General features: G+C 61.8%; 11 protein-coding genes. 9 read left to right on the top strand and 2 right to left on the bottom strand.

Going from position 1 to position 14,774, the window contains the following annotated elements:
* Positions 1-2,576 (bottom strand): retention module-containing protein (locus BLQ55_RS30005; protein WP_143011804.1); only part of this gene is annotated, 2,576 nt, incomplete at its 3' end.
* Between the two features lie 357 nt (positions 2,577-2,933).
* Between BLQ55_RS30005 and BLQ55_RS30000 the strand changes: the two genes are divergently transcribed.
* The 7 genes from BLQ55_RS30000 (at position 2,934) to BLQ55_RS29970 (ending at position 11,906) form a co-directional block, all read left to right on the top strand.
* A complete protein-coding gene (locus BLQ55_RS30000) occupies positions 2,934-4,283 on the top strand; it encodes a TolC family outer membrane protein (protein WP_092201392.1) in 1,350 nt (449 codons plus the stop codon).
* Between the two features lie 37 nt (positions 4,284-4,320).
* Positions 4,321-6,477: a type I secretion system permease/ATPase gene (locus BLQ55_RS29995; protein WP_092201408.1), complete on the top strand. Its 2,157-nt coding sequence runs from the start codon at positions 4,321-4,323 to the stop codon at positions 6,475-6,477.
* Positions 6,467-7,834 carry an HlyD family type I secretion periplasmic adaptor subunit gene (locus BLQ55_RS29990; RefSeq protein ID WP_092201390.1) on the top strand — a complete coding sequence of 456 codons (1,368 nt, stop codon included), beginning with the start codon at positions 6,467-6,469 and terminating at the stop codon, positions 7,832-7,834. The genes BLQ55_RS29995 and BLQ55_RS29990 overlap by 11 nt, the downstream gene beginning before the upstream one ends.
* Positions 7,835-8,195: 361 nt before the next feature.
* Positions 8,196-9,098: a TauD/TfdA dioxygenase family protein gene (locus tag BLQ55_RS29985; protein ID WP_072409312.1), complete on the top strand. Its 903-nt coding sequence runs from the start codon at positions 8,196-8,198 to the stop codon at positions 9,096-9,098.
* Positions 9,099-9,135: 37 nt separating this feature from the next.
* The gene (locus BLQ55_RS29980) at positions 9,136-10,161 is read left to right on the top strand and encodes an ABC transporter substrate-binding protein (RefSeq protein ID WP_092259164.1); all 1,026 of its coding nucleotides are present in this window, start codon (positions 9,136-9,138) and stop codon (positions 10,159-10,161) included.
* Between the two features lie 5 nt (positions 10,162-10,166).
* On the top strand, positions 10,167-11,027 hold the full coding sequence (locus BLQ55_RS29975) for an ABC transporter ATP-binding protein (RefSeq protein ID WP_092259161.1): 861 nt from the start codon (positions 10,167-10,169) through the stop codon (positions 11,025-11,027).
* A gap of 12 nt (positions 11,028-11,039) precedes the next feature.
* Positions 11,040-11,906 carry an ABC transporter permease gene (locus BLQ55_RS29970; protein WP_092201384.1) on the top strand — a complete coding sequence of 289 codons (867 nt, stop codon included), beginning with the start codon at positions 11,040-11,042 and terminating at the stop codon, positions 11,904-11,906.
* A 167-nt stretch (positions 11,907-12,073) separates the two neighbouring features.
* Here BLQ55_RS29970 and BLQ55_RS29965 read toward each other — a convergent pair whose 3' ends face one another.
* Positions 12,074-12,445 (bottom strand): DUF6124 family protein, encoded by a 372-nt coding sequence (locus BLQ55_RS29965; protein WP_092259158.1) that lies wholly within the window; start codon positions 12,443-12,445, stop codon positions 12,074-12,076.
* A gap of 405 nt (positions 12,446-12,850) precedes the next feature.
* Between BLQ55_RS29965 and BLQ55_RS29960 the strand changes: the two genes are divergently transcribed.
* On the top strand, positions 12,851-13,339 hold the full coding sequence (locus BLQ55_RS29960; RefSeq protein ID WP_176814267.1) for a cell division protein: 489 nt from the start codon (positions 12,851-12,853) through the stop codon (positions 13,337-13,339).
* Positions 13,332-14,774 (top strand): TIGR01777 family oxidoreductase, encoded by a 1,443-nt coding sequence (locus tag BLQ55_RS29955; protein ID WP_092259167.1) that lies wholly within the window; start codon positions 13,332-13,334, stop codon positions 14,772-14,774. Before BLQ55_RS29960 ends, BLQ55_RS29955 begins: the two co-directional genes overlap by 8 nt.

Genomic DNA, 14,774 nt, shown 5'->3' with positions numbered 1-14,774 from the left:
ATCGACTCAGTAACCGTCGTTGGACCTTGGTAAACATCGTTGCCCACAGCGACATCGAGCACGCCCGAGCTTGCACCGGCGGCGATGGTGATGGTTTTGCCGCTGTCGAGGGTGACGGTGACCGGACCGTTTTGTGCGGTGACGGGTTTGCCATCGGCACCGGTCAAGGTAGCGGTGTAGGTGATCGTGCCGTTTTCATTCACGGTCGGTGTAGCGGTCAACGTCACTGTAGTGGTGTCATTGACATCACTGACGACGGTGCTGACTGGAGCGGTGTTTGGAGCAATGGCTTCCAGGTTACCGCCCGTGGCGGTACTGATGCTTTCGGTGACGGTGGTCGGACCTTGGTAGACGTCATTGCCGACAGCCACATCCAACACGCCCGAGCTTGCGCCGGCTGCGATGGTGATGGTTTTGCCGCTTTCCAAAGTAACAGTGACAGGACCGTTCTGCGCGGTGACCGGTTTGCCGTCGGCGCCGGTCAGCGTGGCGGTGTAGGTGATCGTGCCGTTTTCGTTCACGGTTGGTGTAGCGGTCAACGTCACGGTAGTAGCGTCTATCGAATCGGTAATCGTAGTCACCGCAGGCGCAGTGCTCGGCACCAGATTCTCGAAGTTGCCACCGGTCGCACCGGTAATGGTGGTGCTGACAGTGCTGCCGTTGTTGTAGACGTCGTTGGCCGGGGTGTCCACGGCAACGGTGCCGGTAGTAGCACCGGCGGCGATGTTGATCACCGCGCCATTGCTCAAGGTCACGGTCACTGGGGTTTGAGCGGCATTGGTCAAGGTGGCGGTGTAGGTAATCTGACCGCCTTCGGTGACGGTGTTGCTGGCCGTCAGGTTCAGGCCAGTGGTATCGACCGAATCGGTAATCGTGGTAACCGCTGGGGTGGTGCTTGGCACCAGGTTCTCGAAGTTGCCACCGGTCGCACCGGTAATGGTGGTGCTGACAGTGCTGCCGTTGTTGTAGACGTCGTTGGCCGGGGTATCCACAGCCACTGTGCCGGTCGTCTGGCCGGCGGCAATGGTGATGACCGAGCCGTTGCTCAAGGTCACGGTCACTGGCGTCTGGGCAGGATTGGTCAGGGTGGCGGTGTAGGTGATCGAACCGCCTTCGGTGACGGTGTTGCTGGCCGAGAGCGTCAGGCCAGTGGTGTCGACCGAATCGGTAATGGTGGTCACCGCAGGCGTGGTGCTCGGCACCAGGTTCTCGAAGTTGCCACCGGTCGCGCCAGTAATGGTGGTGCTGACAGTGCTGCCGTTGTTGTAGACGTCGTTGGCCGGGGTGTTCACGGCCACTGTGCCGGTCGTCTGGCCGGCGGCAATGGTGATGACCGAGCCGTTGCTCAAGGTCACGGTTACTGGCGTCTGGGCCGGATTGGTCAGGGTTGCGGTGTAGGTGATCGAACCGCCTTCAGTGACGGTGTTGCTGGCGGACAGAGTCAGGCCAGTGGTGTCCACCGAGTCGGTAATCGTAGTCACCGCAGGCGCGGTGCTCGGCACCAGGTTTTCGAAGTTGCCACCGGTCGCGCCAGTAATGGTGGTGCTGACAGTGCTGCCGTTGTTGTAGACATCGTTGGCCGGGGTATCCACGGCCACTGTGCCGCTAGTCTGGCCGGCAGCAATGGTGATGACCGAGCCGTTGCTCAAGGTCACGGTCACTGGCGTCTGGGCCGGGTTGGTCAGGGTGGCGGTGTAGGTGATCTGGCCACCTTCGGTCACCGTGTTGCCTGCGCTCAGGGTGACATTGGTGGTGTCGATGGTATCGGTGATCTGAGTCACTGCCGGGGTGGTGGGCAGGGTCACGGCAATGCCGGTGCCACCGGTGGTCCCGGTGACGCTCACGCTGATCTGGCTGGCGTCGTTGTAGACGGTATCGTTCGGTGCCAGCGGTACGTTGACGCTACCGGTCGTTTGGCCGGCCGGGATCACGATCACGGAGCCGTTGGACAGGGTCACGGTCAGGTTGGTCTGGGGCGCCTGGGTGACCGTCGCGGTATAGACCAGTACACCACCGGCCTCGGTCAGGGTCGGGGTGGCGCTCAGGGTCAGCGTCGCGTTGAGCAGGGTGTTGGCCGTGGTGTTGGCGTTGGTGTCGAGACCGTTGATGTTGTTGTCAGCGACGGCGGCCGTGCTCAAGCCTTCGGTCGGGAAACCGATGGTCGGATCGACGCTGCCGGCGGTGGCATCCAGTGCCACGAAGCTGTGACCGCCACCGGCGGCACCCCCCGTGCCCGCAGCGGTAGCACCGGCGGCCGTGGCTTCAAGGGCAGTGGTCGGGTCGGCGCCCGCGGCGATGGCTTGTTGCAGCTCTTCTACGGACGGCGCGGCCTGGGCAGTGGCTTGTGCCAGGTCCGTGGACGAGTCCGGGGCGTTGGCGCTCCATTGGGTATCGCGACCCAGGTCCAGGGTGCGGCCATCGGCCAATTCCAATGTGACGGCGCCAGCAGGCCCGGTGTCCAACTGGTCGCCTGTGTAGAGGCGATCGCCTTCAATGAGTACGCGACGGATGCCCTCTGGGGATACGACGAAAACCTGACCAACAATGCTTTTGACGACGGCAATAACACTGCTCATTGAAGACTCTCCGGGTGCTACGTTCAGTAGACTTCCATGGACCCGGGGGCCTTTGGGCCTCGGCGGTCTGGACGTTCTCTTTAACTAAGTAAGGTTGTTTTGACGCTTTGCTGTGTCAAAAATTTGGCTGTTTAATTTCGATTTATTTGTTTATGCCAAACTATTGACCTTATGTCGGCCATCCTAAACAATCGCTTCAGTAATGTCACATTGATATTTAAGCGGCGACCTGTCCCTTCGGTGCTTGATCCAGTTCTTGTTTCGAACTTTCCGACATACGGTCATTCCGGTTGCCATCATCCGATGCAGCGCCACGTTTCGCTGTGATCCAAGACAAGAGTTCAGGAAAAAACCACCATGCGTCCGCACTTGTTCATGGCTTTGCCCTTCGCCCTCGCCGCAAATTTCGTACAAGCACAAACCTTGCCGCAGGCCATGCAGCAAGCCTTGGATGTCCATCCGGAAATCCAGGCCGGAGTGAACAGCCGGCTGGCGGCTGACTACCAACTCAAGGCGGCCAAGGGCGGCTACCTGCCTAGGGTGGACCTTGCAGCGGGGTACGGGCGCGAAGGCACCGACAGCGTCACCACCCGATCGGGCAGCAACAACCATTGGGAAACCCTGAACCGCAGCGAGTCGAGCCTGCGCCTGTCACAAATGGTTTTTGACGGTTTTGCGACGTCCAGCGAAGTGGGGCGTCAACAAGCCACCGTCAACGCCCGTGCCTACTCGTTGCTGGATGCGTCCGAGCGCACCGGCCTGACCGTGGCCCAGGTCTACCTGGATGTGCTGACCCGTCGCGAGTTCGTGCGCCTGGCCGAGGAAAACCTCAAGAGCCATGAACGCATCTTCGACCAGATCAAGCTGCGCACCTCCCGTGGCGTGGGCAGTGGCGCCGACCTGGACCAGGCCGAAGCGCGCATGGCCCAGGCCCGCAACAACCTGATCACCGAACAGACCAACCTGGCCGACGCCGAGACCAACTTCCTCAGCGCCGTGGGCCAGATGCCCGATCAACTGGAGCGCCCCGCCGATTTTCTGGCGTTGCTGCCGGCCAACCTGACCGAAGCCCGCGCCCAGATGCTGGAAAACAGTCCGGTGCTGCGTTCGGCGGAAGCGGACATCGCCGCCGCCGAGCAACAGTACGAAGCCGCCAAGTCGAGTTTCTACCCACGTTTCGACGCTGAACTGGGCCGCACGGCCGACAATGACCTGGACGGCCAGAACGGCCATAACAATGAATGGCAAGCCATGCTGCGCATGCGTTTCAACCTGTATGCCGGTGGCAGCAACAAGGCGGACCTGGAATCCAAGTCGTACCTGTCCAACCAGGCCCTGGACATCCGCAACAATGCCCTGCGCCAATTGAATGAAGAGTTGGGCCTGGCCTGGAATGCCCTGAACAACGCCAATGCCCAGGTGCCGATCGCCCAGCAATACGTGGACCACAGCACCAGCGTGCGTACCGCCTACCAGAGGCAGTTCAGCCTTGGCGAGCGGACCCTGCTCGACTTGCTCGACAGCGAAAACGAGCTGTTCACCGCCTCCCGGCGCCTGGCGGAAATCAAGAACGTGCAGTTGTTCACCCAATACCGGATCAAGGCAACCATGGGCCAACTGTTGAAAAGCCAGGGTGTGGTCGCACCGTTGGCATCGGTTGTGCAGAACGACGTGAAACCCAAGGTCCAGTTGCCTGGGATGAATTGAGTCCTACCACCCGTTTTAATCAGTCAGAGTGCCGAGCGTGGAATCAGAAGTCAGTCCAGTCGAACTAGTTCATGACCCGCGCACGCTGCACGACGACCCGTTGCTGGACGGTCTGCTGGCGCTCTGCATGCTGCATCAGAAGCCGGCCAGCGCGGCGATGCTCACCACGGGCTTGCCACTGCCCAAGCAACGGCTGAGCGTCGAATTATTGTCGCGCGCGGCGGCCCGTGCCGGTCTGCAAGGCCGGGTGCTGCAACGCAAGCTGGAGCAGATCCCGACCATCGCCATGCCGGCGCTGTTGCTGCTCAAAGACGGCCGCAGTGCCGTGCTGCTGGGCTGGGTCGGTGACGACCAGGCGCGGCTGCTGCTCAGCGAAAGCGATGGTGGGGAGGTCACGGTCAGCCGCGAACTGCTGGCGGACGACTACAGCGGCAAGGTGTTCTTCGCCCAACCGCAGCATAAATTTGACGTCAACCACGGCACGCTCATTCCCCGGGCGCGTTCGTGGTTCCGCGACACCCTCAAGCGGTCCCGCTGGCTATACGCCGACGCCATCGCCGCGAGCCTGCTGATCAACATTATCGCCATGGCCGCGCCACTGTTCGTGATGAACGTCTACGACCGCGTGGTGCCGAACCAGGCCGAATCGACCCTGTGGGTGCTGGCCGTCGGTATCACCGGCGCCTATGTGTTCGATCTGATCCTCAAGATGCTGCGCAGCCTGTGCCTGGACCTGGCGGGCAAGAAAACCGATCTGATCATCTCGGCGACGCTGTTCGAGCGTATCGTCGGCATGTCCATGAAGTACCGCCCGGCGCGGGTCGGCAGCTTTGCCCAGAACATCCATGAGTTCCAGAGCCTGCGGGACTTCCTCGCCTCGCTGACCCTCACCAGCCTGATCGACTTGCCGTTCACCCTGCTGATCTTCATGGTCATCGCGATTATCGGCGGGCACCTGGTGTGGATTCCGGTGCTGGCGTTCCCGATTGCCCTGCTGATCGGCTATGCGTTGCAGAAGCCTCTGGTGGCGACCATGGAGCGCACCATGGCCCTGGGCGCCGAGCGCCAGTCCAGCCTGATCGAAACCCTGGCCGGCCTGGACGCGGTGAAGGTCAACAACGCCGAGAGCGAGCGTCAATACCAGTGGGAGCAGACCATCGGCACCCTCAGTCGCCTCGAACTGCGGGTGAAGATGCTGTCCGGGCTGGCGATGAACATCACCTTGCTGATCCAGCAATTGGCCGGGGTGATCATGATCGTCTTCGGCGTTTACCTGATCATCGCCGGCAACCTGAGCATGGGTGGGCTGGTTGCCTGCTACATGCTCAGCGGACGCGCCCTCAGCCCGCTGGCGTCGCTGTCGGGCCTGTTGACCCGTTACCAGCAGGCGCGGGTGACCATGACCTCGGTCGACCAGATGATGGAGCTGCCCCAGGAGCGCAATTTCGACGAGCGCCCCCTCAGCCGCAAGGTGTTGCAGGGCGCCATTGAATGCCGTCAGTTGAGCTTCACCTACCCGAACCAGCAGAACGCTGCGCTGAAAAACATCAATCTGGTGATCAAGCCGGGGGAGAAAATCGGCATCATCGGTCGTAGCGGTTCGGGCAAAAGCTCGCTCGCCAAATTGCTGGTGGGCCTGTATCAGCCTGACGACGGTGCCTTGCTGGTGGACGGCGTGGACATCCGCCAGATCGACGTCAGCGAGCTGCGCTATAACATTGGCTACGTGCCCCAGGACATCCAGCTGCTGGCCGGCACCCTGCGGGACAACCTGACCTCCGGCGCCCGTTACGTCGAAGACGAACTGGTGCTCCAGGCCGCTGAGCTGGCGGGCGTGCACGAATTCGCCCGCCTGCATCCGCAAGGCTATGAACTGCAAGTCGGCGAGCGCGGGCAGAACCTGTCCGGTGGCCAGCGCCAGAACGTCGCCCTGGCCCGCGCGCTGCTGCTCAACCCGCCCATCCTGCTGTTGGACGAACCCACCAGCGCCATGGACAACACCGGTGAAGAACGCTTGAAACAGCGTCTGGCCGCCGTGGTGGAAAACAAGACCGTGCTGTTGGTGACGCACCGGGCATCCTTGCTGTCGCTGGTGGATCGCCTGCTGGTGGTCGACCGTGGACAGATCCTCGCCGATGGCCCGAAAGCCGCTGTCATGGAAGCGCTGAAGAAGGGGCAGATCAGTGTTGCTTAAGTCAGGTTTAAAGGGCGGGGTGGGCCGCTATTTCAAAGGTTCCGACTCGCTGCACGGCCAACCGCTGCCCGAGGTCAACAAAGCCCTGATCGAGGACGCTCCCCGGGTGGTGCGTTTGACGATCTGGGGCATCATCGGCTTCTTTGTGTTCCTGATGCTGTGGGCCAACTTCGCCGAGATCGACGAAGTGACCAAGGGCGACGGCAAGGCGATCCCATCGTCCAAGATCCAGAAAGTCCAGAACCTGGAAGGCGGTATCGTCGCTGAGCTGTTCGTCAAGGAAGGGCAGATCGTCGATGTCGGCGCGTCGTTGATTCGCCTGGACGACACACGGTTTGTCTCCAACGTCGGCGAAACCGAGGCTGATCGACTGTCCATGCTGTTGCGAGTCGAGCGCCTGAGCGCCGAGGTCGATGACCGGCCGCTGAACTTCCCGGCCGATGTGCTCAAGGCGGTGCCGGGCCAGGCGGCCAGCGAAGAGTCGCTGTACATCAGTCGCCGCCAGCAGTTGCACGATGAAATCGGCGGCTTGCAGGAGCAGTTGATCCAGCGCCAGCAGGAACTGCGCGAGTTCGTGTCCAAGCAGGCGCAGTACCGCTCCGGCCTGGCCTTGCAACGCCAGGAAATCAACATGTCCGAACCGCTGGTGGCCCAGGGTGCGGTGTCGCCGGTGGAAGTGCTGCGGCTCAAGCGCGCCGAAGTCGAGACCCGTGGGCAACTGGACGCCACGACGCTGGCGATCCCCCGCGCCGAATCGGCGATCAAGGAAGTGCAGCGCAAGATCGACGAGACCCGCGGCAAGTTCCGCAGCGAAGCCCTGACCCAGCTCAACGAAGCCCGCACCGACCTGAACAAGGCCCAGGCCACCGGCAAGGCCCTGGAAGACCGGGTGAGCCGGACCCTGGTGACGTCGCCCGTGCGCGGCATTGTCAATAAATTGCTGGTGAACACCATCGGCGGCGTGATCCAGCCCGGCAGCGACCTGGTGGAAATCGTGCCGCTGGACGACACCATCCTGGTGGAAGCGAAAATCCGTCCCCAGGACATCGCCTTCCTGCACCCCGGCCAGGACGCCACGGTGAAATTCACCGCGTACGACTACACCATCTACGGCGGGATGAAAGCCAAGCTGGAACAGATCGGCGCCGACACCATCACCGATGAAGACAAGAAAACCACCTACTACATCATCAAGCTGCGCACCGAACGCAGCCACCTGGGCACGCCTGAAAAACCCTTGCTGATCATCCCAGGGATGGTGGCGTCGGTGGACATCATCACCGGCAAGAAAACCGTGCTCAGCTACCTGCTCAAGCCCATCATCAAGGCCCGGTCCGAGGCGTTGCACGAGCGCTAGAAACCCAATAACTCGGGCCGGCGCTATCTCTGTGGCGAGGGGATTTATCCCCGCTGGGCTGCGCAGCAGCCCCCGAAATAGCTGAATGTAACCAAGCCTGACACACCGAGGTGGCAGGTTTTAGGGCTGCTTCGCACCCCAGCGGGGATAAATCCCCTCGCCACAGGGAGGGCGGTGAAAACTCTAAGCCATATCGTTATTCATTAACGGTATTTAAATTTAAATTCTTATACCCTTAAAGTCATCCTCCTGCGTACCTGCCGACCAATCGGCGCGCCGCACGACACAAACCAACACGGTAACGCCGTGAGTTTTGATCGATTGCGTGCTCATTGAAGCGCGCAGTGTGTGGGAGTGATGTATGCCAGCCGTCTCTTTTTCTCCAGATTCAAATGCCGCGACCATCGCGCCGCAGTCGTTCGCCATCCTCCCGTTTCGCGATGCCGTCGGCGCCGAGATCGTCGGGCTGGACCTGTCCCGGCCCATCAACGACCAGGATTTCGCCCGCATCCATCGCGCGCACCTGGACTATCACGTCGTGGTGTTCCGTGACCAGCGCATCACCCCCGAACAGCACATCGCCTTCAGCCGCCGTTTTGGCGTGCTGCAAATCCATGTGCTCAAGCAGTTCCTGCTGGCCGGGCATCCGGAAATCCTCATCGTGTCCAACATCATCGAAAACGGCCAATCCATCGGCCTCGGCGATGCAGGCAAGTTCTGGCATTCGGACCTTTCCTATAAGGAGCTGCCCAGCCTCGGCTCGATGCTCCACGCCCAGGAACTGCCGAGCGAAGGCGGCGACACGCTGTTCGCCGACATGCACAAGGCCTGGGACGGTTTGCCCGAAACGTTGCGTAAAGCGGTCGAGGGCCGTTCGGCGGCGCATTCCTACACTGCGCGCTACAGCGAAACCAAATTCGAAGGCAACTGGCGCCCGACGTTGACGCCGGAGCAACTGGCCCAGGTGGCCGAAGTCGTGCACCCCATCGTCCGCACCCACCCGGAAACCGGGCGCAAGGCATTGTTCGTCAGCGAGGGGTTCACCACCCGCATCGTCGGCCTGCCGGAGGATGAAAGCAAAGCCATCCTGACGGAGCTGTATGCCCACAGCGTGTTGCCTCAAAACATCTATCGCCATCAATGGCAGCCCCATGACTTGGTGTTCTGGGACAACCGCTCGCTGATCCACCTGGCCGCCGGTTGCCCGAGCCATCTGCGCCGCAAGCTGTATCGCACCACCATCCAGGGCGACGCCCCTTTCTGATCGGCTGCGCCTTGCGCCAAGAGCCCGGAGAATCACCATGTCCAAGCGCATTGCTTTTGCACCGCTGGCCGCCGCCATCGGCCTGGGCTTCAGTTTGCTGGCCGGCAGCCTGGTCGTGCCGGCCAGCGCCCACGCCGAGGGCGAGATTCGGATCGCCGAGCAGTTCGGCATCGTTTATCTGTTGCTGAACGTGGTCCGCGACCAGCAATTGATCGAGAAGCACGGCAAGGAAGAGGGCATCGACATCAAGGTCGATTGGACGCAACTGTCCGGTGGGGCGGCGGTCAACGATGCATTGCTGTCGGGCTCCATCGACATTGCCGGAGCTGGCGTCGGGCCGTTGTTGACCGTCTGGGACCGCACCCGTGGCAAGCAGAACGTCAAGGCCGTGGCCTCCCTGGGCAACTTTCCCTATTACCTGTTGAGCAACAACCCCAACGTCAAGACCATTGCTGACTTCACCGAGAAGGACCGCATCGCGGTGCCAGCGGTGGGGGTCTCGGTGCAGTCGCGTTTCCTGCAATACGCCGCCGCGAAGCAGTGGGGTGACAAGGACTTCAATCGCCTCGACAAGTACACCTTGGCCGTCCCGCACCCGGATGCCACGGCGGCATTGATTGCTGGCGGCACCGAATTGACCGGGCATTTTTCCAACCCGCCGTTCCAGGACCAGGCCCTGCAAAACCCCAACGTCCATGTGGTGCTCAACTCCTATGACGTGCTCGGGCCGAACTCACCCACGGTGCTGTTCGCCACTGAGAAATTCCGCGATGAAAACCCGAAGACCTACAAGGCGTTCGTCGAGGCGCTGACCGAAGCGGCCGAGTTCGCCCAGAACGATAAAGGTGCGGCGGCGGACACCTACCTGCGTGTGACCAAGGCCAAGATCGACCGGGCGACCTTGTTGAAAATCATCGACAACCCGCAGATCGAATTCACCGTCACACCGAAAAACACCTACCCGCTGGCCGAATTCCTCTACCGCGTCGGCGCCATCAAGAACAAGCCGGCGTCATGGGAAGACTATTTCTTCCAGGACGCCAAACCGTTGCAGGGGAGCTGATTGTCATGAACGCGCGTTTGCAAGGCCACGCGGCCAGCAATCCCACCGCCACCGGCACGGCATTGCTGTCGGTGGACAACGTCAGCCTGGAGTACCGCACGCCACAACGCGTGGTGCGGGCCACCCACCAGGTGAGTTTCGAAGTCGACCCGGCGGACCGTTTTGTTTTGCTTGGCCCGTCCGGGTGCGGCAAGTCCACCTTGCTCAAGGCCATTGGTGGCTTCATCACGCCGTGCGAAGGCGAGATTCGCTTGCAAGGCCAAACCGTCAACGCGCCGGGACCGGACCGGATCGTGGTGTTCCAGGAGTTCGACCAACTGCCACCGTGGAAAACCGTCAAGCAGAACGTGATGTTCGCGCTGCTGGCGTCCGGCACCCTCAAGCGTCGCGAGGCCGAGGAGCGGGCGCTGCATTACCTCGACAAAGTGGGCCTGGCGGCGTTTGCCGATGCCTACCCTCACACGTTGTCCGGTGGCATGAAAGCGCGCGTCGCCATTGCCCGGGCGTTGGCGATGCAGCCGAAAATCCTCTTGATGGACGAGCCCTTCGCCGCCCTCGATGCCCTGACCCGACGCAAGATGCAGGAAGAACTGCTGCTGCTCTGGGAAGAGGTGCGTTTCACGCTGCTGTTCGTCACCCACTCCATCGAGGAAGCGTTGGTGGTGGGTAATCGCATCCTGCTGTTATCGCCGCATCCAGGAAGGGTCCGGGCGGAAATCCACAGCCATCAATACGATCTGCACAGCCTCGGTGGCGTGGGGTTCCAGCACACGGCGCGGCGGATTCATGGCTTGCTGTTCAATGAAGGTCAGCCGCCTGAAACCGAGCGTGAGCTGGATTTCACCGATATCCGTATCGCGTATTAAGGGGAGCCTTTCATGAGCCAGTTATCGCCTGCGCGCGAAGAGTACGAAGTCGACCTGCAACCCCTGACCCACGTGCCATTGGAGCGGGAGTTGCCCTTGGGCCAGCGCCTCTGGCAACAGGGTTGGCTGCGCAAAAGTTTGATCCTGTTGTTGCTGGCGGTGGTGTGGGAGGGCGTGGCGCGCTACCAGAACAATGACCTGCTGCTGCCGAGTTTCTTGCAGACCGCCAGCGCTTTGTACGACGGTTTGCTCAGCGGCGAGCTGTTGGGCAAGGTGTGGATTTCCCTGGTGGTGCTGCTCAAGGGCTATTTACTGGGCATCGTCCTGGCGTTTGGCTTGACCACCTTGGCGGTGTCGACGCAGTTGGGCCGCGACCTGCTCAGCACGTTGACGTCGATGTTCAATCCGCTGCCGGCCATCGCCCTGTTGCCGTTGGCGCTGCTGTGGTTCGGCCTGGGGCAGAACAGCCTGATTTTCGTGCTGGTGCATTCGGTGCTGTGGGCGCTGGCGTTGAACATGTACGCGGGGTTTCTCGGTGTGTCGGAAACGCTGCGCATGGCCGGGCGCAACTACGGGCTCAAGGGCCTGCGTTTTGTGCTGTTCATCCTGATTCCGGCGGCGCTGCCGTCGATCCTCGCCGGGCTGAAAATCGGCTGGGCCTTCGCCTGGCGCACCCTGATCGCCGCCGAACTGGTATTCGGCGCCACCAGCGGCAAGGGCGGCCTGGGCTGGTACATCTTCCAGAACCGCAATGAGCTGTACACCGACAAGGTGTTTGCCGGGTTGGCGGTGGTGATCCTGATCGGGTTGCTGGTGGAGAACCTGGTGTTCGACAGTTTGGAGCGGGTGACGGTGAAGCGCTGGGGGATGCAGCGCTAATCGGTGGGGTGAATGAACCCTGTAGTGAGGGTTGTCTGGGCTGGCCTCATCGCGAGCAAGCTCGCTCCCACAGTTGACGGGCGTTGATCTCGATATCTCAGTCGACACAAAACCCCTGTGGGAGCGAGCTTGCTCGCGATGGCGGTTTTCAATCCACCACAGGAATGTCAGCCCGAAGCCTGGACCTCAAGCCGATCCATTGCCCGCTCCACCAATAAATGCACGCCATCAGCCATCCGGCTGATCGCCAGGATGACACTGCGGCGGCTGCCTTCAACGTCATCCGCCAGGTCGGCGGCGATGGCGCTGATGGACAGCAGGTCTTCGGAGGCATTGGCCAGCAGGGTTTCGGTGTCGATGTCCGGGGCGACCATGAAGAGGTGGGCGGTTTGGGTTTTGCCAGAGGTTTCATCGGCCGGTTTGGGATTGAGGTAGTAGTCGAGGGCGCGTTGGGCGGCTTCGTCGAGCTTTTTGGAATCTGGGGTCTCAGCGCGGGTGTCAGGTGAGACGGGTGGAGGGTTAGGTGTAGGTTTGAACATGGTAGGTTTCCATTGGAGAACCACTTTGAATCGCTTGCACGCGATGGAAGGTGGCAGCTGTGAGCGAGTGTGCAAGACCGGGTAACCATACCAAAACCCCGGCAGACCTTGAGAGTCTCCCGAACACAGCCGCCATAAAACGCGGGCACGAATGCACCATAAATGGCCGGAGGCATTATGATTCGGTTGTTGTACCCGGACTTGCACGTCCGTGTCACCGTTTTTTCAGTGACAAACCCAGACTAGCGGCGGGCCCGAAGCCGGACAAGTTCACCAACATCGCTACAACTTGAAGGAAATCTCCTAGGACCTGGCTGTACGAGTGCACCCAATCCAAATAGCCAGATAAAGCAACCTCCTTTTCCATTAGACTTGCGACCCTCCAGCAAGCCTTCAGGACACGGAATGCCAGTCCCTCAAAGCACCCTTCGCAAAGCCTTGGTCAATTGGCTTTATGCCGCCGCCCTGATGCATCTGCTTGCCGGCATCACCCTGAGCTGGGCAGGCCATTCGGGCTTGCTCGATGGCTACCTGCAAAACATCGAACAGGCCTTCTGGGGCGCCGCCGCGGTGCCCGCGACGGCCAGCGCACAGCAGGTCTGGTGGCTGGCCTTGTTCGGCGCCACGTTGCAAAGCTACGCGTTGTACATGTTCGCCCTCGTGCACATCGGCAATCGCCTGAAAAGCGCTATGCCTTGGGCCTGGATAATCGCCGGCATTCTGCTGTGGGCGCCCCAGGACATGCTGATTTCCGCCCAGGCGCGGGTCTGGTCGCACTTGTGGCTCGACGGTCTCGCGCTGCTGCTGTTACTGCCGCCGCTGTTCTGGCTCTATCGCCATGACCGCCGCACCTCCCTGACTGACCATGCGCCGGGTGATGCAAACCATGCCTGACTTTTCCCTGCTGGACTGGGCCATCACGCTGTTGATCGCCCAGGCGATCCTGGGCGCACTGGATACCCTGTATCACCACGAACTGACCGTCGCCTTGCCCTATCGCCACAGTGCGCGGCTGGAGCTGTCGATCCACGCCTTGCGTTCGTGCTTCTACGGGATCCTGTTCCTGGGCATTGCCCATCTGGCCTTCGAAGGCACCTGGGCGATTGTCATCGCGCTGCTGTTCGCCTTGGAGATCGGTCTGACGCTGTGGGACTTCGTGGTCGAGGACCGCACCCGCAAGTTGCCCGCCATCGAGCGGATCATGCACACGGTATTGGCGGTCAACGGCGGTGCCTTCTTCGCGCTGTACGGGGTGCAGCTGGCGCAGTGGGCGAGTTTGCCCACCGGCCTGAGCGGGATCGACCTGGGCTGGCGCGGCTGGCTGCTGACCTTGTTCGCCATCGGGGTCACGGCCTCGGGGATTCGCGACGGCGTGGCGGCCTTGCGCATGCAACGCGCGGGCAAGCCCGCCAACCCGTTTGCCGGTGGCGCCTATAAGCGCGTGCTGGTCACGGGGGGCACCGGGTTTATCGGCGAAGCCCTGGTCAATCAACTGCTCGACGCCGGGCACACGGTCAGCGTGCTGGCTCGCGATCCCTTGAAAGCGGCCTATCTGTTCGATGGCCGCGCCCGGTGCCTGCGTGCGTTGGGCAAACTGGGCCATGACGAAACCTTCGACATCGTGATCAATCTGGCGGGCGCACCGGTGGCCGGGCCGCGCTGGAGCCCCAAGCGCCAGGCGCAACTCATCGCCAGCCGGGTCAATACCACCGAAGCCTTGATGACCTGGTTGAAAAACGCCCGACACAAACCGGCCTTGTGGATACAGGCCTCGGCCGTCGGTTTTTATGGCGTGCGCGACGCCAGCGAAAGCCTCGATGAAAGCGCCAGCCGGGGCGATGGTTTCATGGCTGAACTCTGTGTGCGTTGGGAGGCCTCGGCCCGGCCCGCCACTGAGCTGGGCGTACGCCAGGTGGTGATGCGCCTGGGCGTGGTGTTCGGTCCGGGCGGAGCGCTGCTGCCGTTGCTGATTCCGTTTCGCCTGGGGTTCGGCGGGCGGATGGGCGATGGTCGGCAAATCATGAGTTGGGTGCACCGCGACGATGTCATCCAAGTGATCGCCCGTGCGTTCGATGACGAGAGCCTGAGCGGCACCTACAACCTGGTGGCGCCAGAAACGGTCAGTCAGGCGCTGTTCGCCGAGCGCGTGGGCAAGGTACTCAAGCGTCCGGTGTGGTTCCACATCCCAGCCGCGCCGGTGCGTGCCCTGGCGGGTGAGATGGCCCAGTTGTTTTTCGACGGCCAGCGCGTGGTGCCCAATCGTCTGGTCGAGGCCGGTTATACCTTCCGTTATCCGACCCTCGACGCAGCCCTGCGCGACCTGGCCTGA

Source organism: Pseudomonas sp. NFACC13-1 (assembly GCF_900104425.1).
GTDB classification, from domain to species: Bacteria; Pseudomonadota; Gammaproteobacteria; order Pseudomonadales; family Pseudomonadaceae; genus Aquipseudomonas; species Aquipseudomonas fluorescens_AA.
The sequence above is the reverse complement of the archived record's forward strand: the minus strand, read 5'-3'. Positions and strand labels throughout refer to the sequence as shown.